Annotated in this window: 19 protein-coding genes; 10 read left to right on the top strand and 9 right to left on the bottom strand. The window is 63.0% G+C overall.

Annotation, left to right across the window (positions count from 1 at the left end; genetic code table 11):
* The first annotated feature begins 22 nt into the window (after positions 1 to 22).
* Positions 23 to 610 carry a hemerythrin domain-containing protein gene (locus AC3CB8_RS20930; RefSeq protein ID WP_023770081.1) on the top strand — a complete coding sequence of 196 codons (588 nt, stop codon included), beginning with the start codon at positions 23 to 25 and terminating at the stop codon, positions 608 to 610.
* Positions 611 to 613: 3 nt separating this feature from the next.
* Here the strand turns inward: AC3CB8_RS20930 and AC3CB8_RS20925 are convergent, their stop codons facing one another.
* On the bottom strand, positions 614 to 1,201 hold the full coding sequence (locus AC3CB8_RS20925; RefSeq protein ID WP_023770082.1) for a DedA family protein: 588 nt from the start codon (positions 1,199 to 1,201) through the stop codon (positions 614 to 616).
* Entirely contained in the window at positions 1,198 to 1,758 is a 561-nt protein-coding gene (locus tag AC3CB8_RS20920) for a DUF1003 domain-containing protein (RefSeq protein WP_352726465.1), read from the bottom strand. The genes AC3CB8_RS20925 and AC3CB8_RS20920 overlap by 4 nt, the downstream gene beginning before the upstream one ends.
* 88 nt (positions 1,759 to 1,846) lie before the next feature.
* Here AC3CB8_RS20920 and AC3CB8_RS20915 point away from each other — a divergent pair, with 88 nt between their 5' ends.
* Together AC3CB8_RS20915 and AC3CB8_RS20910 are read left to right on the top strand one after the other, a co-directional pair.
* A complete protein-coding gene (locus tag AC3CB8_RS20915) occupies positions 1,847 to 2,563 on the top strand; it encodes a DNA-3-methyladenine glycosylase I (RefSeq protein ID WP_023783264.1) in 717 nt (238 codons plus the stop codon).
* Between the two features lie 62 nt (positions 2,564 to 2,625).
* Complete coding sequence (locus AC3CB8_RS20910; RefSeq protein WP_023783265.1) at positions 2,626 to 4,302, top strand: NAD+ synthase; 1,677 nt, start codon at positions 2,626 to 2,628, stop codon at positions 4,300 to 4,302.
* Positions 4,303 to 4,331: 29 nt separating this feature from the next.
* Here the strand turns inward: AC3CB8_RS20910 and AC3CB8_RS20905 are convergent, their stop codons facing one another.
* Complete coding sequence (locus AC3CB8_RS20905; RefSeq protein WP_023770086.1) at positions 4,332 to 4,862, bottom strand: dihydrofolate reductase family protein; 531 nt, start codon at positions 4,860 to 4,862, stop codon at positions 4,332 to 4,334.
* Between the two features lie 465 nt (positions 4,863 to 5,327).
* On the opposite strand from AC3CB8_RS20905, the gene AC3CB8_RS20900 reads away from it, so the two are divergent.
* The 3 genes from AC3CB8_RS20900 to AC3CB8_RS20890 all read left to right on the top strand — a co-directional run bounded on the left by AC3CB8_RS20900 (position 5,328) and on the right by AC3CB8_RS20890 (position 10,051).
* On the top strand, positions 5,328 to 7,133 hold the full coding sequence (locus tag AC3CB8_RS20900) for an ABC transporter ATP-binding protein (RefSeq protein ID WP_352565257.1): 1,806 nt from the start codon (positions 5,328 to 5,330) through the stop codon (positions 7,131 to 7,133).
* A gap of 139 nt (positions 7,134 to 7,272) precedes the next feature.
* Positions 7,273 to 8,508, top strand: coding sequence for a hypothetical protein (locus AC3CB8_RS20895; RefSeq protein WP_352595490.1), 1,236 nt, complete (start codon positions 7,273 to 7,275; stop codon positions 8,506 to 8,508).
* Between the two features lie 169 nt (positions 8,509 to 8,677).
* Positions 8,678 to 10,051, top strand: a complete 1,374-nt coding sequence (locus AC3CB8_RS20890; protein WP_352565261.1) for a glutamate--tRNA ligase — start codon at positions 8,678 to 8,680, stop codon at positions 10,049 to 10,051.
* Here the strand turns inward: AC3CB8_RS20890 and AC3CB8_RS20885 are convergent.
* The 5 genes from AC3CB8_RS20885 to AC3CB8_RS20865 form a co-directional block, all read right to left on the bottom strand.
* Positions 9,969 to 11,171 carry a DUF2865 domain-containing protein gene (locus AC3CB8_RS20885; protein WP_352565262.1) on the bottom strand — a complete coding sequence of 401 codons (1,203 nt, stop codon included), beginning with the start codon at positions 11,169 to 11,171 and terminating at the stop codon, positions 9,969 to 9,971. The genes AC3CB8_RS20890 and AC3CB8_RS20885 overlap by 83 nt on opposite strands.
* Before the next feature lie 141 nt (positions 11,172 to 11,312).
* Complete coding sequence (locus tag AC3CB8_RS20880) at positions 11,313 to 11,630, bottom strand: outer membrane protein (protein ID WP_352565263.1); 318 nt, start codon at positions 11,628 to 11,630, stop codon at positions 11,313 to 11,315.
* 213 nt (positions 11,631 to 11,843) lie between these two features.
* Positions 11,844 to 11,975 (bottom strand): hypothetical protein, encoded by a 132-nt coding sequence (locus AC3CB8_RS20875; protein ID WP_352565265.1) that lies wholly within the window; start codon positions 11,973 to 11,975, stop codon positions 11,844 to 11,846.
* A gap of 185 nt (positions 11,976 to 12,160) precedes the next feature.
* Positions 12,161 to 14,485 (bottom strand): NADP-dependent malic enzyme, encoded by a 2,325-nt coding sequence (locus AC3CB8_RS20870; protein WP_352565267.1) that lies wholly within the window; start codon positions 14,483 to 14,485, stop codon positions 12,161 to 12,163.
* Positions 14,486 to 14,660: 175 nt separating this feature from the next.
* Positions 14,661 to 15,440 carry an SDR family oxidoreductase gene (locus AC3CB8_RS20865; protein ID WP_352595487.1) on the bottom strand — a complete coding sequence of 260 codons (780 nt, stop codon included), beginning with the start codon at positions 15,438 to 15,440 and terminating at the stop codon, positions 14,661 to 14,663.
* A gap of 153 nt (positions 15,441 to 15,593) precedes the next feature.
* On the opposite strand from AC3CB8_RS20865, the gene AC3CB8_RS20860 reads away from it, so the two are divergent.
* Complete coding sequence (locus AC3CB8_RS20860; protein WP_032922358.1) at positions 15,594 to 16,376, top strand: UDP-2,3-diacylglucosamine diphosphatase; 783 nt, start codon at positions 15,594 to 15,596, stop codon at positions 16,374 to 16,376.
* Between the two features lie 130 nt (positions 16,377 to 16,506).
* Positions 16,507 to 17,721 carry an MFS transporter gene (locus AC3CB8_RS20855; protein ID WP_352565271.1) on the top strand — a complete coding sequence of 405 codons (1,215 nt, stop codon included), beginning with the start codon at positions 16,507 to 16,509 and terminating at the stop codon, positions 17,719 to 17,721.
* Here AC3CB8_RS20855 and dgcA read toward each other — a convergent pair.
* Positions 17,692 to 18,675 carry an N-acetyl-D-Glu racemase DgcA gene (gene dgcA / locus AC3CB8_RS20850; RefSeq protein ID WP_023770095.1) on the bottom strand — a complete coding sequence of 328 codons (984 nt, stop codon included), beginning with the start codon at positions 18,673 to 18,675 and terminating at the stop codon, positions 17,692 to 17,694. The genes AC3CB8_RS20855 and dgcA overlap by 30 nt on opposite strands.
* A 77-nt stretch (positions 18,676 to 18,752) precedes the next feature.
* On the opposite strand from dgcA, the gene AC3CB8_RS20845 reads away from it, so the two are divergent.
* Together AC3CB8_RS20845 and AC3CB8_RS20840 are read left to right on the top strand one after the other, a co-directional pair.
* A complete protein-coding gene (locus AC3CB8_RS20845) occupies positions 18,753 to 19,940 on the top strand; it encodes an ABC transporter permease (RefSeq protein WP_023770096.1) in 1,188 nt (395 codons plus the stop codon).
* Positions 19,941 to 19,944: 4 nt separating this feature from the next.
* Positions 19,945 to 20,754: an ABC transporter ATP-binding protein gene (locus AC3CB8_RS20840; RefSeq protein ID WP_023783273.1), complete on the top strand. Its 810-nt coding sequence runs from the start codon at positions 19,945 to 19,947 to the stop codon at positions 20,752 to 20,754.
* Positions 20,755 to 20,756 lie beyond the last annotated feature (2 nt).

Below are 20,756 nucleotides of genomic sequence, written 5' to 3'. Positions count from 1 at the left end.
ACAGTCACCAAAGGAGACCGTCATGGCAGAGGTCACGAATTCCTCGCTTCTTGAACGCCTGGGCCTGCCGGAAGACCTGCGCTGGCTGGCCGAAAAGTATCCGCGAGAGAACTGGCAGGCTCACGCCAACATTCACGGCATGGCCAATATGTGGCTGCAGCGGCATGACATGTTTCGCGAACTCGGCGGCATGCTCACCGGCGGCATTGGCAACTATCGCGAAGGCAGACTGACGGCTCCCGACTTCGCGCGCTGGTTCGCGCCGCGCCTCAACCATTTTCTCGGGCATCTCGACGGCCACCACAATGTCGAGGATTACCAGTATTTCCCGGCCTTCACCAAGGCGGAGCCCCGTCTGACGCGCGGTTTCGAGATTCTCGATGCCGACCACCACACCATCCATGAAGGATTGGAGCGCAACGCCGAGGCGGCGAACGCCTTCATCCGTACACTTCAGGAGAGTGAGGATAAGCAGCGCTTCGCCGCCGATACCTATGCCGACGAAAACAGCCGACTGATCGCGATGCTGACCCGGCATCTGGCCGATGAGGAGGACCTGATCATCCCGCTCATCCTCGATCGGGGGGACCAGGCGCTCGGCATCGACTGACGGTCAAAACTCCTTGTCGCGCTCCCGCTTGGCGATGTTGCGGGCGACAAACCAGGCAAGCACGGCCACGGCAAGGCCGATGCCGAGCCCGACGAACAGCCGCTCGTGCTTCATCAGCGCCTGGCCAATCAACTGTTCGGCTCCCAATCCGAAGACATAGCCGATCGTGCTGAACAGGACCGCCCAGATGACCGAGGAAATGGCGTTGAGGATGACGAAGCGCGGCGCCGCTATGGTTGAAAGGCCGGCCGCGATGCCGCCGACCAGGCGCATGCCGTAGACATAGCGGTTCGACAGCACGAAGATGTTGGGATGGGTGTTGAGCAGGCGGTAGGCGCGGCGAAAGCCGGGCCGCCGGCGCAGCCTGACGACATGGCGATTATCAGCGAAACTCCTGCCGAGGATGAAGAAAAAGGTGTCGCCAGCGAAGGCGCCCAGCGCTGCCGCGACAAAGGCGTGCCACAGCACGAAAACATGCTGGTGGGCGAAGAAGCCTCCCAGGATCGCGACACTTTCGCCTTCGGCCACACAGCCGAGAAAAACCGCCAGCAACCCGTATTGCTCGATGAAATGGTGGATCGCCTCGCTCATGACGCCGACTGCTGTGACAGCCTTTCGTCGATCCGCTTGACCACTTCCGCCAGCCGCCCGATTTCGTCACGCATGCCGATGATCTGGCTGTGGCGCAGCTCGTTCAGCTTCTCATGCAGCGCCATGATCTCGATCTCGGCCTTCAGATTGACCTCGTAGTCGTGGGCGGCGTCGATACGGTCGCGTTCGGTCTGGCGGTTCTGCGCCATCATGATCACCGGCGCCTGCAAGGCGGCGACCATCGACAGGACGAGGTTGAGGAAGATGAAGGGATAGGGGTCGAACGCATCGCGCGACAACAGCCAGACATTGCCTGATGTCCATACGATCAGGAAGGCGATGAAGGTCAGGATGAACGACCAGGAGCCGCCGACGCGGGCGATCGTATCGGCAAGACGGTCGCCAAAGGTCTGGTGGAAAGCGACGGCCTTGTTGGTGTCCCTGGTGATGGTGGTACGTTCGATGGTGCTTTGCAGCACCCGGCTTTCCAACTGGCTCAGCCCATCCGGCTTTCGCTTCAGCCAACGGTTCGCCAGATCGTCGATCGTCTTGTTCATGGCCGTCTCCAAGCGCTTTGCCGCGCTAGAGGTAGAGGCTGCCGGCCCGGGCGGGAAGTGCTAGATTGAGGCGAACCGAGGGGGACCGATGGCCGACTTCAAGAAAATTCGCGCTCGTGCGGCAAATCGCAAGGGTGGTGAGGCGGAACTGATCTCGCTGTTGGGTCCGATACCCGACAACGCGGCGGTGGCCGACGTCACCGACGACCGTATCCTGTCGACCATGGCCGAACGCGTCTTTGCCGCCGGTTTCGTCTGGCGCGTCATCGAGCAGAAATGGCCCGGTTTCGAGGAAGCGTTCCTGCGCTTCGAGCCGAAGCGGCTTTTGTTCCAGCCCGAGGATTTCTGGCACGACCTGGCTTCCGACCAGCGCATCGTGCGCAATCCGCAGAAGATCAGGTCCGTTCGCGACAACGCCGCCTTCGTCGAGCGCGTGTCCCGGGAACATGGCGGCTTCGGCAATTTTCTCGCCGAATGGCCCGCCGATGACCAAGTCGGGCTGATGACCTATCTCGGCAAGCATGGCAGCCGGCTCGGCGGCAACACCGGCCAGTATTTTTTGCGCTGGCTGGGCTGGGATGCTTTCGTCATTTCCGCCGACATGGCGGCAGCCCTTCGCGATTCGGGTCTCGACATCGCGGACAACCCGACATCGAAGAAGGACCTCGACAAGATCCAGGTCCAGATCAACCGCTGGGCCGGCGAGACAGGCCTGCCGCGCCGGCATCTCTCGCGCATCCTGGCGATGTCGATCGGCGAAAACCACTCTCCGCAATCGCTGCGCGAGTATATGGGCGACGATTGACGGCTGAATTGGTCCAAACGAACGCCATTGCGAGGTGAATTCCGCCGCGCTAAGTCAGCAGCATGACCAAGAAGCTTGACATACTGCGTATCGCCATCGCCCAGCTCAACCCGACTGTCGGCGATGTCGCCGGCAACCTCGCCAAGGCGCGCGAGGCGAGGGCGGATGCCGCCCGCCAAGGCGCCGACCTTGTGCTCTTCACCGAGCTTTTCCTCGCCGGCTATCCGCCGGAGGATCTGGTGCTCAAGCCGGCCTTCCTCAAGGCATGCGAGCGGGCAGCGCAGGATTTTGCCGCGGATACCGCCGATGGCGGTCCGGGCGTCATCATCGGTACGCCGCTGAAGCGCAAGAGCGGCACGCATAATTCCATCGTCTTCGCCGATGGCGGCAAGATCATCGCCGAACGCTACAAGCTCGATCTGCCCAACTACGGTGAATTCGACGAGAAGCGCGTCTTCCAGGCCGGGCCCGAGATCCAGGGACCGGTCAACTTCCGCGGCGTGCGCATCGGCATACCGATCTGCGAGGACATCTGGGGCGACGTCGCGGTCTGCGAGACGCTGGCCGAAAGCGGCGCGGAAATCCTGCTGGTGCCGAACGGCTCGCCCTATTATCGCGCCAAGATCGACGTTCGCCACCAGGTCGTGATCAAGCAAGTCATCGAATGTGGCCTGCCGATCATCTACGCCAACCAGCTCGGCGGCCAGGACGAGCTGATCTTCGACGGCGCCTCCTTCGCTATCGGGGCGGACAAGACGCTCGCCTTCCAGATGAGTCAGTTCGAGGACGCGGTCGACGTCACCACCTGGAAACGTACCGATGACGGCTGGGTCTGTTCGGAAGGACCGATGTCGAAAATCCCGGACAAGGAGGAGGCCGACTACCGCGCCTGCATGCTTGGCCTGCGCGATTACGTCAACAAGAACGGCTTCAAGAATGTGGTGCTTGGCCTTTCCGGCGGCATCGATTCCGCGATCTGTGCCGCATTGGCCGTCGATGCGCTGGGCGAGGAACGGCTGCGTGCCGTCATGATGCCTTATCGCTACACTTCGAAGGATTCCCTCAAGGACGCCGAGGACTGCGCCCGCGCCCTCGGCTGCCGCTATGACATCGTCCCGATCTTCGAGCCCGTCGAAGGCTTTTTGCATGCGCTGACGCAATTGTTCGAAGGCACCAAGGAAGGCATCACCGAGGAGAATTTGCAGAGCCGCGCGCGCGGCACCGTCCTGATGGCGATCTCAAACAAATTCGGCTCGATGGTCGTCACCACGGGCAACAAGAGCGAGATGTCGGTCGGCTACGCTACCCTCTACGGCGACATGAATGGCGGCTTCAATCCGATCAAGGACCTTTACAAGATGCAGGTCTACGCGCTCTCGCGCTGGCGCAACAGCCATGTGCCGCCGGGTGCGCTCGGGCCTTCGGGCGAGGTGATCCCGAAGAGCATCATCGACAAGGCGCCATCGGCCGAATTGCGCGAGAACCAGACCGACCAGGATTCGCTGCCGCCTTATCCGGTGCTGGACGACATCCTCGAATGCCTGGTCGAGAACGAGATGGGCGTCGACGACATCGTCTCGCGCGGCCATGACCGGGCGACGGTGGCGCGCATCGAACATCTGCTCTACATCGCCGAGTACAAGCGCCGGCAGGCGGCACCGGGCGTGAAGATCACCAGGAAGAATTTCGGCCGCGACCGCCGCTATCCCATCACCAACCGATTCCGGGATCGCGGCTAGTGGATCGATGCCGGATGTGCATCGGCGGATCAGGCAGGAACGTAGGTCAACCTGATCACGTCATCGTCAATCCGATCGCTGGCCACAAAGCGCAGTGGTGGCCGAGGGCCTGCGAAGAATGGTTTGCCGTGGCCAAGCACGACCGGGTGCAAGTAGAGTTGATATTCGTCGATCAGACCGAGGTCGGTTGCGCTTCGTGCGAGGTTGGGTCCAGACAGCGAAATCTCCCCAGCGAGACCAGCCTTCAGCCCACGTATCACCGCCTCGATGTCATCCCGGACAAGTGTGGCGTTGGGGCCGACTGACTTCAGCGAGCGCGACACGACCCATTTCGGTTGGCTCCTCCACGCCGCCGCGAATTCGTGCCCTTCCGCGCTCCACTCGGGACGGTCTTCGTCCCAATAACGCATGACCTCGTACATGCCGCGACCGTATACACTACCGGCAAGGTCGCGCACTTGGTCTATCCAGTGACGAAAGATAGTGGGGCGTGAGGGCATTGCCAGGTGGTCGACGTAACCATCGAGGGATTGGTTCATTCTGAAAATGAGCTTCGCCATGCTGCAAGATCTCCTACCGCGGTCTTCAGGATAGTCGGGGTCACTGTTACGCAGAAGCGAGATCGGGGCAAACCGTGCGCCGGCGAGCAAGCGTCCACCAGCCGTTGTTGCAAAATAACCTCAGTGACTGAACCAGATACGCTTTGGGGACGGGCTGGTCTTGGCGATGCGTCGGGCTGTCCCTATAAGGACCGTTCCGCGATTCATTTGCGGGAGGTCCGAATGGCAGTATTTCAAATGGTAATGCGAGGCCGCGAAGCTTAGGTCTCATCCGGTGCTCCGCGAGGGTCTGTCTCTCGTGCCGAAGCCGGATCGAGTTCAAGCTTATGCCGATGCCGGTCGCCGCCCTCCCGAGGGGCTCGACACCAATATGCCACTCCGCATCCCGGGCATCACCTGCCCTATCGCGGCTTTTCAATTTTCGACCTTACTGGGATCGGGCTCGTTTTGCGTCCGAATGACATCATGGCTCGTTTCAAGATCGATTTGCGCGCGAGCGCCTTTCGCAGCGTTCTTGGCTTCACACTTACCCATTGGCGGCGTCAGCCTTGGCGGCTCTCGCTCATCATGGGCGGCTTCCTGCTGTCGACGCTGGCCGACGTGCTGACGCCGCTCTATTCCGGTCGGCTGGTCGATGCTGTCGCCAGCAGCGCCGGAGCGGATGCCATTGCCTGGAACGCCGCGATGACGGCATTTGCCTTTTTGATGGCGCTGGCGCTGACTGGCGTCGTGTTGCGCAATCTTGCCTTCATGGGCATCGTTGAGCTGACACTCAAGATGATGGCCGACATCGCGGCCGACGCCTTCCATCGCGTTCAGCGCTTTTCGACCGACTGGCATGCCAACTCGTTTGCCGGCTCGACGGTGCGCAAGGTGACGCGCGGCATGTGGGCGCTCGACCTGCTCAACGACACGATCCTGATCGCGCTGCTGCCGTCGGTGGTCATGCTCGCCGGCTCGACGCTGCTGCTCGGCTGGTTCTGGCCGCTGATGGGCGCGGTCGTCGCGGCTGGCTCCCTGCTGTTCATCACGGTGACGGCCATGTTGTCGCTTGGCTATGTCGCGCCCGCGGCAAGGCTTGCGAACACCTGGGACACGCGCCTCGGCGGCTCGCTGGCCGACGCGGTCAGCTGCAATGCCGTGGTCAAGGGCTTTGGCGCCGAGGCGCGCGAAGAGCGCCGCCTCGCCACGGTGGTCGCCAAATGGCGCGACCGCACGCGGCGCACCTGGGTGCGCGGCACCATCAACGGCACCACGCAAGGGGCGCTGCTGCTGCTCATGCGGGCCGCCGTGATCGGGCTGGCGCTGATGCTGTGGTCGTGGGGGCAGGCGAGCGCCGGCGATGTCGCTTTCGTGCTGACCTCGTTCTTCGTGCTGCAAGGCTATTTGCGCGATATCGGCACGCATATCCGCAATTTGCAGCGTTCGATCAACGACATGGAGGAACTGGTCGATTTCCAATCCGAACCGCTCGGCATCGAAGACACGCCCGGCGCCGAACCGATTGCGATCACGCAGGGCCACATCGCCTTCGACAACGTCACCTTTCACTACGGCAGTCACCGGTCGCCGCTCTACCGCGACTTTTCGGTGGATATCGCGCCGGGCGAACGTGTCGGGCTCGTTGGTCACTCGGGTTCGGGCAAGACAACGTTCGTCAAGCTCATCCAGCGGCTCTATGACGTGAATGCGGGAAAGATCGTGATCGATGGCCAGGATATCTCGCAGGTCGCCCAGGCGTCGCTGCGCGGCCAGATCGCCATCGTTCAGCAGGAACCAATCCTGTTCCACCGGTCGCTGGCCGAAAACATCGCCTATGCCAGGCCAAGCGCGACGCAGGAGGAGATCGAGCATGCCGCCAGGCTGGCGAGCGCGCACGACTTCATCACCAGCCTGCCAAAGGGCTATGGCACGCTGGTCGGCGAACGTGGCGTGAAACTGTCGGGCGGCGAGCGCCAGCGCGTGGCGATCGCCCGCGCTTTCCTGGCCGATGCGCGCATTCTGATCCTGGACGAGGCGACGTCGAGCCTCGATTCGGAATCGGAGGTGCTCATCCAGCAGGCGATGGAACGGCTGATGGTCGGCCGCACGACACTGGTCATCGCGCATCGGCTTTCGACGGTGCGGGCGCTCGACAGGCTGCTGGTCTTCGATCGCGGCAAGATCGTCGAGGAAGGCTCGCATGACGAGTTGATCCGGCTGAAGGGTGGCATCTACCGCCGCCTGTTCGAGCGCCAGGCGCTGGAACTTACCAAGGGCCTCGTGATGTGACCCAAGGTGGCCTCCGGCTCCTGTCGGGGGCCACCTCTATCGGTGCCATAAGCCGGCGAGCCATGTGGCGCTCGCAATCGCAGGGCGAGGCCAAAGTCCCGAGTGCGTGACGTCTGTTTACGTTACCGGCCGAGATTCGTTGTTTCTACTTTTGGTTGCTGTATTCTGTAAAAGCAACTTTTCGGTGTTTACGATGCATCTCGTTTCCGCAAATGCCGGCGCGCAAAAGGTGACCGCCCCGTCGGTGCTGGATTCCCAGCACGGCTCGGTTCGGCCACTCGCCGCCGAAGATCTCGAGCGCGTCGCGGCACTCTTCCTGACGAAGTTTCGCCGCGGCCGGCGTCACCTCCTCGATCGCGCTATCGAGGAGACGGCCGAATACATGAGAAAGATCTATCTTGACCCCGCCGGCCAACCCGGTGCGAGCAGCGCTCTTGTCCAGATCACCCGGCAGGGCGATCTGGGCGGGTTCCTCGGCGTCCTGAAAGCCCGTTACGAGTTTAACGGCGCTGGATTGAATGCGGCGATCATCGGTCCGTTCATGGCCGACACCGGCGCCGATGATGGCTCGGCAGGACCGCAATTGCTGCGCGCCTTGCACCAAGGCGAATTCGATCTGCAACTGACGGATTCGGCCAACCGGGTGTCCCTGGCCTTCGCGCGACCGATGAAATACCAGCTCCTGCCGGTCCATTGCCTGGGATGGACCTGCATCTTCCGGCCAGCCGCGATGGCCGCCGCCGCGCTGCACCGTAAATGGCCCGGCCTGCCTCGCTTGGCACTCGACCCGTGCGCGAGAGCACTCGACGCTGTCGCGAAGCGAAGGTTCGGGTCGCCTTTCCAGCCTTCATCGTCGCATCGGGTCCATGCGGAGCCGATCAATGCCGCGCAGTTCGCCGAGCGGCTGCCGACCCTTCTCTCCGATTACGCTCTTCGGCCGAGTTGGAAGGACGGCGAACTGCCGCGGCTGCTCGCGCTGGCGGCCGAGAAGCAGGCCGACGGACCACTTCATTTCGGCGGGACTTACGATGAGACAGGCAAAATGCTCGGTTGCTATGCCTTTTACGGCCGAGTCGGAGACATGGCGGTCCTGCTGCAAATCCAGACTTCCGGACACCACTGGGGCGCGACGCTGGACGGCCTCGTCGCGGCAGCGCGGGATATGGGCTGCGCAGGCATCACCGGGCAGACCCAGGGCAAGTTCATGCCTCACCTCTTCGGCTACAGGAATGTCTTCTTCCGCTATGCCGGCGGGACGATGGTCCGCTCGCGAATCGCCGAGGTTGCGCAAGCGGTCCGCTCCGGCGACATCGCTATCGGCGGCTTAATGGGCGACCGCTGGACCCGCCTGAGTTCAGACGACTTCGGCCGCTGATCGTCGTCAACCACCCGTTCGTCGGCTCCGTCGGCTGCTTGCCCTCTCATGGGGGGCCTTGCGCCGCCTGCCGGCCCGGTCTTTTCATTCCAGCCGCCATGTTCTATGTCTTCGGCACGGCGCGGGGGCGCATCTTGTCAATCACAAAGGCATCCGGTACGCCCCGCTTATGACAGTTACCGTTCGTTTCGCCCCGTCACCGACCGGCCGCATCCACATCGGCAATGCGCGCACCGCTCTGTTCAACTGGCTGTTTGCCCTCAACAACAAGGGCCGCTTCATCCAGCGCTTCGACGACACCGACATCGCCCGCTCGAAGCAGGAATTCGCCGACGCCATCCTTTACGACTTGCACTGGCTGGGCATTTTCCCAGATGCCACCGAGTATCAGTCGCGGCGCTTCGAAATCTATGACGCGGCGGTGGAGCGGCTGAAGGCGGCGGGTGTTCTTTACGCCTGCTACGAAACGCCGGAAGAACTCGATCTCAGGCGCAAGGTGCGCCGCACGCGAGGCCTGCCGCCGGTCTATGGCCGCGAGGCATTGGCGCTGACGACAGAGCAGGTGGCCGAATATCAGGCCGATGGGCGCCGGCCCCACTGGCGTTTCCTGCTGCCCAATTTCTCTGGCGATCCGCTGCAGCCGGAGCGCACCGAGATCCGCTGGGACGATTTGGTGCGTGGCGAGGAGACGGTGGATCTGGCCTCGCTGTCCGATCCGGTGCTGGTGCGTGAGGACGGCACCTATCTCTACACGCTGCCCTCCGTCGTCGACGACATCGAGATGGGTGTCAGCCATGTCATCCGCGGCGACGATCATGTCACGAACACCGGCGTGCAAATCACCCTGTTCAAGGCGCTGGGTGCCGAGCCGCCCGTCTTCGGGCACCACAATCTCCTGACCACCGTCTCGGGCGAGGGGCTGTCGAAGCGCACTGGCGCACTTTCCATCGAGAGCCTGCGCGATGACGGCATCGAGCCGATGGCCGTCGCTTCGCTGGCCGTACTGGTCGGCACGTCCGAGAATGTCGCGGCCGCGCATGACCTGACCGAACTCGCCAGCCATTTCGACCCGGCCGCGACCTCGAAATCGTCGTCCAAGTTCGATCCGGCCGAACTGTTCGTGCTCAACCGGGTGCTGCTGCATAATATGCCGTTCGACGAGGCGCGGGACCGGCTGATGGTGCTAGGTATTGCCGGTGAGCAGGCCGAACCATTCTGGCTGGCGGTGCGCGGCAATCTCGACCGGCTGGCGGATGCGGGTGCCTGGTGGCGCGTCCTGCGCGAAGGGCCGCGGGAGAAGCCCGACTTTTCCGACGACGACCGCGATTTTCTTCACCAGGCGCTCGATCTCCTGCCTGAGGAGCCGTGGAACGGGACGATCTGGAAGGATTGGACCGGCAAGATCAGGGAAGCGACCGGCCGCAAGGGCAAGGCGCTGTTCATGCCGCTCAGGCTTGCCCTTACTGGACTGCCTTCGGGGCCGGAGCTTGCAGATCTATTGCCCCTGATGGGTCGGGAAGGAACGTTGGCCCGACGACCCTGACCTTGCGCTGGTCCGGAGGCACGGCCGAAACGGGCGATGTCACAGGCTTGGCCGAGAGGCGCTTGATGGCCTCACGGTCGAGCCCGCCGTCCCTATTGGCCAGGGTCTCCGGGTCGGCACCCGGATCGGGCTTTAAGGCCGGTACCGGAACGAGCGGCGCCGCTTCCGGTTCGGGCTGTGACTGTTGTGGGCTTGGCGAGTTGCCGCCAATGATCTGGAAATTCTGCGCGGCGTTGCAGCCGCAAGCGGGCGGCCGCGACATGTTGGGTTGCTTGTAGAGATAGGCGGTCGGCAATTCGCCGTAGGGCCTGCCGGTGACCGATGACATCATCGATGCCGAATCATCGTCCATGCCGCGCGAATAAAAGACCTGCATCTCGGTGCCGGGACAGGCCGATTCGCAATTCTTCTGGTCGCGCTCGAAATCGCCGGGCGAGGCGGCGTTCGACATCGGGAAGAAATAGCCGTCGCAGGTGCGCACGCAACTGGTGTGGAACTCGCCGCCACTGCCCGGAGCGTCTGGAGCGCCGGGCAGGTTCAGGACGCGGCCGACATTGCGTTCCTCGCCGGGAGCGTCCGGCTGGTCCAATGTATCGACCTGGCGGTTGTCGCCGCCGAAAAGCTGGTCGAAGAGATTCGCATTGCCTCCATCTTCACGATTCGCCTCCAGCGGAGGCGCGCGGCGGGGGGACACCGCATCGTCACGGCAGTCATTGGCATCGAGCGCCGCCAGGATACGGCCCCGGTCGCGGTGTGGGCCGCTGCCGGCTAGTTGGGCGCGCTTGGCCTGCAGACTGTCGAGATTGGCGGTCATGCGCTCAATGGTGGCGTTCAGCCCGGCACACTGGTTGATGTTGCGCGAAAACAACGAGAACCCGCAGCCGGCGCTGCTCGCCTGACCGCGAGCTTTCGAGATCTGTTGGCGCTGCCTTTCGATCGCGGCATCGTATTTCCGGACCATTGCCGGGCTACCGCCACCGCCGCGTGAGGTCGCGGCGAGCTCGGCCTCCAGTTGACGGCAGACCCGCGAAGCGGCCTGGGGCTCGCTGACCACCACGCCGGACAGCAGGAGGCCAAGCAGCACGGCAGCATGCGCCTGCTTCAAACCTCCGCTCGCCATCCGCCTCGATCCCGCTTGCCTGTGGTCGCCAAGGCTACCCCGTTCGCGGTTAATCGTCCATTTCGGAAGTTGCTTGGTTGCCGGCCGAAAAGCCGCGCGCATTCGATGTACCCATCAGTCTGGCAATGGCCGGGTGGGCCATCAGAACTTGTAGTTCATCCCGATCCTGACGGTACTGAACGTGTTGTCGAAAGTCGTGCTGGAGTTCGGCGCGTAGTTGATCGTCTGATCCCGCAGGTCGACGTATCGATATTCGGCATTTGCCGACCAATGATCGGTGATTGCCTGCTCCAGCCCCGCGCCAATCGTCCAGCCAATTTTGGTGTTCTTTTCGGAATAGCTGTCGGCGGGGCCATCGAGATACCGGTTCTCGACACCCCGATAGCGAGGCCGCCGGTCCCGTAGACAAGAGTGCTGCCGAAGGCATAGCCAGCCCTGGCGCGGATCGACCCGAACCAATCCACCTTGGTATCGTAGACATCGCCTCCGCCGACATTGACCTCGTCGGAACATCGGCGCCCGAAATATCGGACTCGATCCCCAGAACCGTGGAATTGACCTGGTAATTGTAGCCGATCTGGACACCGCCCAGCCGTCGATGTCGTAGTCCTGCGTGCCCGGTACCGCTAGCGTGTTGGGCAGGTTGTAGGTCGCGTCGGTTTTGCCGAACCCCTAGCCAAGATGCTCGCCGACATAGACGCCGGACCAGTCATGCGCGGCCGGCTCCAGCCCGATGGCGTCGGCGGCAAACGCCTGTCCGCCAACCACAATCAGCATTGCCGACGCGAGCAACAGGGCTCTCATGACATTTTCACTGCCCAATCAGACGGCGTGACCATATCAAATTGACCCGGTCCGAGACGCATTCGTCCGATGCCGGATTCTCGGTTAAGAGTTGTCGGCTCGCAACACTCGATCCGCGAATGTGGCGTGTCGCGTCGCCACCATGCCTCAATCGGGGCCGGATCAATCCGATCGCGACCGCCGGTTCAGTCCAGATTGGCGATCGCCTGTGCCTTATGCGCGGCTTCGACCACCGCCAGCGCGGTCATATTTACGACGCCGCGCGAGGTCACCGAGGGTGTCAATATGTGCGCCGGCTTGTCGGTGCCGAGAAGGATGGGGCCGACATGCAAGGCATCCATCATGGCCCGCAGCGCCGTCAGCGTGATGTTGGCCGAGTCGAGGTTCGGGAACACCAGGAGATTGGCTTCGCCCTTCAGGCGCGAATGCGGATAGACGCGCTGGCGCAGATGCTCCGACAAAGCGGAATCGGCGTGCATTTCGCCGTCGCACTGCAGCTCCGGCGCGATGCGCGCCAGAATGGCCGCGGCCTGACGCATCTTCAGCGCGCTCGGCGAATCGCGCGAGCCGAAATCCGAATGCGACAAGAGTGCCGCCTTCGGCTCGATGCCGAAACGCTGGATTTCTTCCGCCGCCAGCACGGTCATCTCGGCGATCTCGTCGGCCGTCGGGTCGACGGAGACGTGGGTGTCGGTGAGAAAGATGATGCCGCGTTGCGAGATCAGCATGGATAGCGTCGACAGGTCCCGGTCCTTGATGCCGGTGCGCGGCCCTATGATCAGCGTCACATTGCGCAGATGCCGCTCGAAACGGCCTTCGAGGCCGCAGACCATGGCGTCGGCATCGCCGCGCTTCAGCGCAAGTGCGGCGATCACCGTGTTGTCGGTGCGCACCATGGTGCGCGCGGCCTCCGTCGTCACGCCGCGGCGGCCGGCGAGTTCGATCAGGAGGTCGACATAGTGGCGGTAGCGCGGATCGTCCTCCGGGTTGATCAGGCCGAAATCGACCCCGGGCTTGATGCGCAGGCCATAACGCTTCAGCCTGACCTCGACGACGTGCGGCCGGCCGATCAGGATCGGTTCGGCGATGCCCTCCTCAAGCACAACCTGGGCGGCACGCAGCACGCGCTCGTCCTCGCCGTCGGCGTAGATGACGCGCTTGGCGCTGGAGGCCTTGGCGGAGGAGAACACCGGCTTCATCACCAGGCCGGAGCGGAAGACGAAGCGGTTGAGCTTGTCGATATAGGCGGCGAAGTCGGTGATCGGCCGTGTCGCCACACCGGTGTCGCAGGCTGCCTTGGCCACCGCCGGCGCAATGCGCAGGATGAGGCGCGGATCGAAGGGCGAGGGGATCAGGAATTCGGGGCCAAAGACCGGCGTCTCGCTGGAATAGGCGCGCGCGGCGACATCGGAAGGCTCTTCGCGGGCAAGGGCGGCAATGGCCCGCACCGCCGCCATCTTCATCTCCTCGTTGATGGCGCTGGCGCCGCAGTCGAGCGCACCCCTGAAGATGTAGGGGAAGCAAAGCACGTTGTTGACCTGATTGGGAAAATCGGACCGTCCGGTGCAGATCATGGCGTCCGGACGGGCCGCGCGCGCCACTTCCGGCATGATCTCCGGATTTGGATTGGCCAGCGCCAGGATCAGCGGCTTCGGTGCCATGTGTTGCAGCAGGTCCGGCTTCAGCACGCCGGCGGCGGAGAGACCGAGGAAAACATCGGCGCCCGCCATGACGTCGGCCAGCGTGCGCGCGTCGGTGTCCTTCACATAAGGGTCTTTCCAACGATCCATCTCGTCGACACGGCCCTTGTAGGCGACGCCGAACCGGTCGGTGACCCAGATGTTCTCGACGCGCACGCCCAGGGAAACGAGAAGATTGAGACAGGCAAGCGCGGCAGCACCCGCGCCGGAGGTGACGACCTTGATGTCCGAGATGGTCTTGCCGGCGAACTCCAGCCCGTTGAGCACCGCGGCGGCAACGATGATGGCTGTGCCGTGCTGGTCGTCATGGAAAACCGGTATGCTCATCCGAGCCTTCAGGCGTTCCTCGACCTCGAAACACTCCGGCGCCTTGATGTCCTCGAGGTTGATGCCGCCGAAGGTCGGCTCCAGAGCGGCGATGGTCTCGACCATGCGCTCGATTTCCGGCGCGTCGATCTCGATGTCGAAGACGTCGATGCCGGCGAACTTCTTGAACAGGACCGCCTTGCCCTCCATCACCGGCTTGGAGGCGAGCGGCCCGATATTGCCGAGGCCGAGCACGGCCGAGCCGTTCGATACGACACCGACAAGGTTGGCGCGCGCCGTGTAGTCGGCGGCGGTCGCCGGATTGTCGCGGATTTCGAGGCAAGGGGCGGCGACGCCGGGCGAATAAGCGAGCGCCAGGTCGCGCTGGTTGCCGAGCGGCTTGGTCGCCTGGATCTCGAGCTTTCCCGGCGTCGGGTGCTTGTGGAAATAAAGCGCGGCTTCGTCGAGGTCCGAACGTGCCGTTTTCTTGTTCTCGCCTTCCATGCGGCCGCTCCTCGAAACCTGCTTCGGGAGTCCTTTTAGCATGAGGCCAAGGTTTTTCGCGACGCTAATTGACGCGCCGGCAGCTTTAAGCGCCAGCGCGTCGAAGGTCATTAAATGTCAGGCACTTACGGCGGTTACATGCCGGGTGTTTCGCACCGCTTTGCCGACATCCTGGTCAGAAAGCACTGACGTAGAGACCGCCATCGACGGGTATGTTCCGCCCGGTCAGATAGCCGGCATGGACCGAGCAGAGAAAGGCGCAGATCTGGCCGAATTCCTCCGGCGTGCCGAGCCGTTTGGCCGGCACGTCGGCACTGATGCGGGTCTTGCGCGCCGCGGCCGCCTTGGGATCCTCTGGCGTGCCAGCCTCATGCGGGCCGCGCAGTCGGTCGGTGTCGAGCTTGCCGGGCAAGAGACTGTTGATGGTCACGTTGCGCTCGATCACCGTGCGCGCCACACCGGCGAGAAACGAGGTCAGTCCGGCGCGCGCGCCCGATGACAGGTCAAGGCCGGGTATGGGGACATAGACCGATAGCGAGGTGATGTTGACGATGCGCCCGAAGCCGCGCGCAGCCATGCCGTCAATGACCGCCTGCACCAGTTCGATCGGCGTCACCATGTTCTGGGTCACGCCTTCAAGGATTTTTCCGCGATCGAGTTCGCGGAAATCGCGCAATGGCGGTCCGCCATTGTTGTTGACGAGGATGTCGGGTTCCGGACAGGCGGCGAGCAGCGCTTTCTGTATCTCCGGCTTCGAAACGTCGCCGACGACTTCCGTCACCGTCACGCCATGGCGCTGGCGCAGGTCCGCGGCGGTTTTCGCGACCAGCTCCGGATTGCGGCCATTGACGACGATGTCGCAGCCCGCCTCGGCCAGCGCCATGGCGCAGCCACGGCCAAGCCCCTTGCTCGAAGCGCAGACGATGGCCTTCTTCCCGCGGATACCGAGATCCATGACGATTTTCTCCTTTGATTTGCGCGGCAGGCTAGCGCCAGCGCTGGACCAATCGCAACCGTCATACGGTTGTTGCATGAATCGGAGCATAGGCTGCTCGAAAGCAAGGGTGAATCCGCGATGTCAGTCCAAGAGCCCCGCACTTTCCGCAGCATGTTCATTTCCGATGTCCATCTGGGCTCGAAGGCGGCGAAGGCCGATTTCCTGATCGACTTCCTGCGCTACCACGATGCCGACATCATCTATCTGGTGGGCGATATCGTCGACGGCTGGCGCCTGCGGCGCAGCTGGCACTGGCCGCAAAGCCATAATGACGTCGTGCAGAAACTGCTGCGCAAGGCGCGCAAGGGCGCCTCGATCACGTATATCGCCGGCAATCACGACGAATTCGCCCGCCAGTTCCAGGGCGTGCATTTCGGCGGCATCGTCGTTGCCGACCGCGCCATCCACGAAACCGCCGATGGCCGGCGGCTGCTGGTCATCCATGGCGACCAGTTCGATACCGTCGTCCACAACCAGCGCTGGCTCGCCTATCTCGGCGACCATGCCTACGACGCCGCCATGCAGGTCAACCGGGTGATCACGCGGTTGCGCCAGCTGCTCGGCCTGCCTTACTGGTCGTTTTCGTCCTGGGCCAAGGTCAAGGTCAAGAAGGCGGTGAACTTCATCGGCTCGTTCCAGACAGTGCTCAGCGAGGAAGCGCGACGCTCGCATGTCGACGGCGTCATCTGCGGGCACATCCACCATGCCGCCATCGAAAGCTACGGCGATGTGCAATATATCAACACCGGTGACTGGGTAGAGAGCTGCACCGCCGTGGTCGAGCATTTCGACGGCCGCATGGAAATCCTGACCTGGGCGCATGTGTTGCCTGAAGCGCTTGACGAGCCCTTCATCCCGATGCTGATCGAGGACAGGGTGGTGCAGGCGGCCTGAAGCCGAAGCCGGCCCCGCGATTTCTGGTGCTAATCGACTGGTCCAGCCGGTTTCGTCCGGTTTTTCCTCATGTTAAGGATCGGCTTGCGCTGCTCTCCGATCGTTGAGCGCAGCGTCATTGGATCGATTCATGCCGCTGCCACCGCTTTCGCCCGAACAACTCGTGAAGCCGAGCCGTTTTGAACTGCGCATGAGCCTGATCTTCGGCACGTTGTTCATATCGCTTGGCACCCATTTGCCCTATTTCCCGCTTTGGTTGCAGGCCAAGGGGTTTCATGCCGAGCAGATCGCCGTCATCCTGGCGGCGCCGATGTTCCTGCGCGTAATAACGACGCCGCTGCTGACGACACTTGCCGATCGAGCCAGGGACCGTGCCGATGTCTATGTCGTGCTCGTCGCCGCATCGCTGCTGCTGTCCGCGGGATACTTCCTGACCCCGACATACGCGACGGTGCTGGCGGTGTCGCTGGTGCTGACCATTGTCTGGACGCCACATTCGCCGATCGCCGATTCGCTGGCGCTTTCGGGCGTGCGCCGCTTCGGGGCCAATTATGCGAGCATGCGCAAATGGGGGTCGATCTGTTATCTCCTGGCCAATGTCGCGGGCGGTTTCATCCTGGCGGCCAGCGGCCCTGGAGCCGTCCCGGTGATCATAGTCCTTGCCCTTGGCGCGGCACTGATCGCAGGCCTGCTGGCACCGCGCATGGGACGGCCGCGAAAAGCCTCGCCGCTGTCGGCAGTGGAAATCCAGCACGCGGCGCCAAGCCTGTTCAACGCTTATTTCCTCTCCTTCACCCTTGGCGTCGGCATCATTACAGCCAGCCACGCCTTCCTCTACGGTTTCGTTTCCATCTATTGGAAATCGATCGGCATCAGCGATTCCGTTGTCGGCCTCCTGTGGGCGTGGGGCGTGGTGTCGGAAGTCTGCATGTTTCTGTTTTTCAACCGCATTTTCGCCTCCGTGTCCGTCGTCAAGGTGATGGTGATTGCCGGCATCGGCTCCGTTGCGCGCTGGATCATCTTTCCACTGATATGGCCGCTCGGCCTCGGCATCGCCGGCTTCTTTGCCGTGCAGTCGCTGCATTCGGTGTCTGTCGCAATGGTGCTGATCGGCCTGCAGAAAATGATCGGCGAGACCGTCCCCGAAGAGCGCACGGGTGCCGCGCAAGGCATCGCCTATTTCTTCACCGGCTTCTTCATGGCCGCCGTTACACTTGTTTCGGGCCCGCTCTATGACCGTCTCGGCGTGGATGGTTTCCTGGCGATGATCCCGATCGCGATCGTGGGCCTTATGCTGATCGGGCTTGCCGCGCGCTCAGCCCCACAGAGCCCGGTCCGGGGGTGAGACGAGCGATCCCTGGTAAACGAGACCCGGCACACGATCCCGGGCAAGCAGCAGCGGGCCGTCGAGGTCGACGAAATCCGCTCCTTGCGCGAGCAGCACCGCCGGCGCCATTGCCAGCGACGTGCCGACCATGCAGCCGACCATGATGCCAAAACCCAGCTCACGGGCGCGGTCGCGCAAGGTGAGCGCCGCCGTCAGCCCGCCGGACTTGTCGAGCTTGATGTTGACTGCGTCGTAGAGGCCGACAAGCGCCTCGAGGTTCCCTGCTTCATGGACGCTCTCGTCAGCGCAGATCGGCACCGGATGGGCTATATGGCGCAGGATGCCGTCACGGCCCGCCGGCAGCGGCTGCTCGATCAGGGCGATGTCTTGCTTCGCGGCAAAAGCGAGATTCGCGACTATGTTTTCGTCGGTCCAGCCTTCATTCGCATCAAGGATCAATCGGCTCCCTGGAGCCGCCTGCCTCACCGCCTGGATGCGGGCGACATCGTTGTCGCCGCCGATCTTGACCTTCAGCAGCGGCCTGCCGGCATTGGCGCGGGCCTGCGCCGCCATCGTCTCCGGTTCGCCGAGCGACAGCGTGTAGGCGGTTTCGAGCTGACGCAACGGGGCCGGCCAGATCGTGTTCGCCACCGGATTGCCGTTGATCTTGGCTTCAAGGTCCCACAGGGCACAGTCTATGGCGTTACGCGCCGCTCCGGCAGGCATTGCGTCGAGCAGGGCTGCGCGGTCCATCCCGCCGGCGATCCGGTCGCGCATCGCCGCGATCGCGCCGCTCACACCGTCCATGGTCTCGCCATAGCGCTTGTAGGGTACGCATTCGCCGCGACCGACATGGCCGTTTTGCCTGATCGTGCAGGTGATGACCTCGGCCTCTGTCTTGGAGCCGCGCGAAATGGTGAAGGTCCCGGCGATTGGAAAACGCTCGGCCTCGACCGAAATGACACGCGCCATATTTTTCTGCTCCGGCTATGCGAGAAGGGTTGTCGGCAAATCGACAAGGTCGGACCCATCAGGCTAAACAGGACGCCATGTTGACCATCGGCAAACGCGACGCAAGCGGCACGACCGCCTCGGGGGCTGACCACGACCCGCGCGTCGCGGTCGGCGAGGAGGATGGGGTCCTCGGCTGTGCGTTCTCCGGCATCTGGACGACGCGGACGGTGGCGCTCATCGACGCCGAGATGCGCAAGATCGAGAAACGAAGCGGTTTCAAGATGTTGGCGCTCGACCTTTCGAAAATCGAGAAGATCGACACCGCTGGCGCCTGGCTGATCGACCGGCTGGTCAGCGTCTTCGAGAAGAAGAATGTCGAGGTAAGGCTGCAAGGCCAAAGTGACGTCGCTTCCATCCTGCTCGAAGCGGTGAGCGAAGCCGTCCGGCGCGAACCCGAAGTCGGACCGGCGCGACCGCCCAACATTGTCATTCGGGCACTGGAGGCGGTGGGCCGCCGCGTCTACGAGATGCGCGACGATTTCCTCGCCTCGATGAACATATTGGGCGCCACCATCCGCGGCGCGCAGATGAAGCTCGGCCGTGGCCATGCCGTGAACCCGGCGGCGATCTTCAACCAGATCGATCGCATGGGCGTCGGCGCTATCCCCGTGGTCGTGCTGATGTCGGCGATCGTCGGCGCCATCGTGGCCCAGCAGGGTGCGTATCAGCTCAGCTATTTCGGCGCCGACATCTTCGTCGTCGACTTGGTCGGCGTGCTGATCCTGCGCGAACTCGGCGTGCTGATGACGGCAATCATGATCGCCGGCCGCTCCGGCAGCGCGATCACCGCCGAAATCGGCTCGATGAAGATGCGCGAGGAGGTCGACGCGCTGAAGGTCATCGGCCTCAATCCGATCGGCGTCCTGGTTTTTCCACGTCTGGTTGCCTTGGTGATCGCCTTGCCCTGCCTGACGATCATCGCCAATTTCGCCGCGCTCGGCGGCGGCATCATCGCCGCATGGCTCTACTCCGATATCCCCCCCGCTGCCTTCATCGACCGGTTGCGTGTCGCAATCGATCTCAGCACGATTTTCGCCGGGCTGATCAAGGCGCCGTTCATGGCCATGATCATCGGCACGATCGCTTCAGTCGAGGGCATGAAGGTCGGCGGCAGTGCCGAATCGCTCGGGCAGCACGTGACCGCTTCTGTGGTGAAGTCGATCTTCGTCGTCATCATTCTCGACGGACTTTTCGCCATGTTCTACGCAGCGATCCAGTTCTAGTAACATGGCAAAGGGAAACGGAATCACGACTGAGGCGCCGGACGAGAGCGAAATCGTGCTTTCGGTGCACGATGTCACCGTTGCCATCGACGACAAGCTGATCCTCGACAAACTGTCGCTCGACATCAAGCGCGGCGAGATACTGGGGTTCGTCGGTGCCTCGGGCGCCGGCAAGTCCGTGCTGTTGCGAACGATTCTCGGACTGATGCCCAAGCAGTCGGGAACAATCAAACTGTTTGGCGTCGACGTCGACAAGGCAAGCGATCTCGAGCGGCTGCGCATCGACATGCGTCTTGGCGTTCTGTTCCAGCATGGGGCGCTGTTTTCGGCGCTGACCGTGATGGAGAACGTGCAGGTGCCGATGCGCGAATATCTCGATCTGCCAAGAAAGCTGATGGACGAGTTGGCGCTGCTGAAAATCGAGCTGGTCGGACTGCCGCCGGATGCGGCGCAGAAGTTTCCCTCCGAGCTCTCCGGCGGTATGATCAAGCGTGCGGCACTTGCCCGCGCCCTGGCGCTCGACCCCGACATCGTTTTTCTCGACGAGCCGACGTCAGGCCTCGATCCGATCAGCGCGGCCGAGTTCGACGAACTTGTCGTCAAGCTGCGCGACACCATGGATCTGACCGTCTACATGGTGACTCACGACCTCGACACGCTGTTTACCGCCTGCGACCACGTGGCGGTGCTCGGCAAGAAAAAGGTGCTGGTCGAAGGCACGATCGACGACATGCTGAAGAGCGAGGAGCCGTGGGTAAAATCCTATTTCCGCGGAAAACGCGCACGGCAACTTGATCTTGCCGCACGTGCATAGCC

The organism is Mesorhizobium sp. P160927, from assembly GCF_057766385.1.
This window is presented reverse-complemented; position numbering and strand designations above follow the sequence as displayed.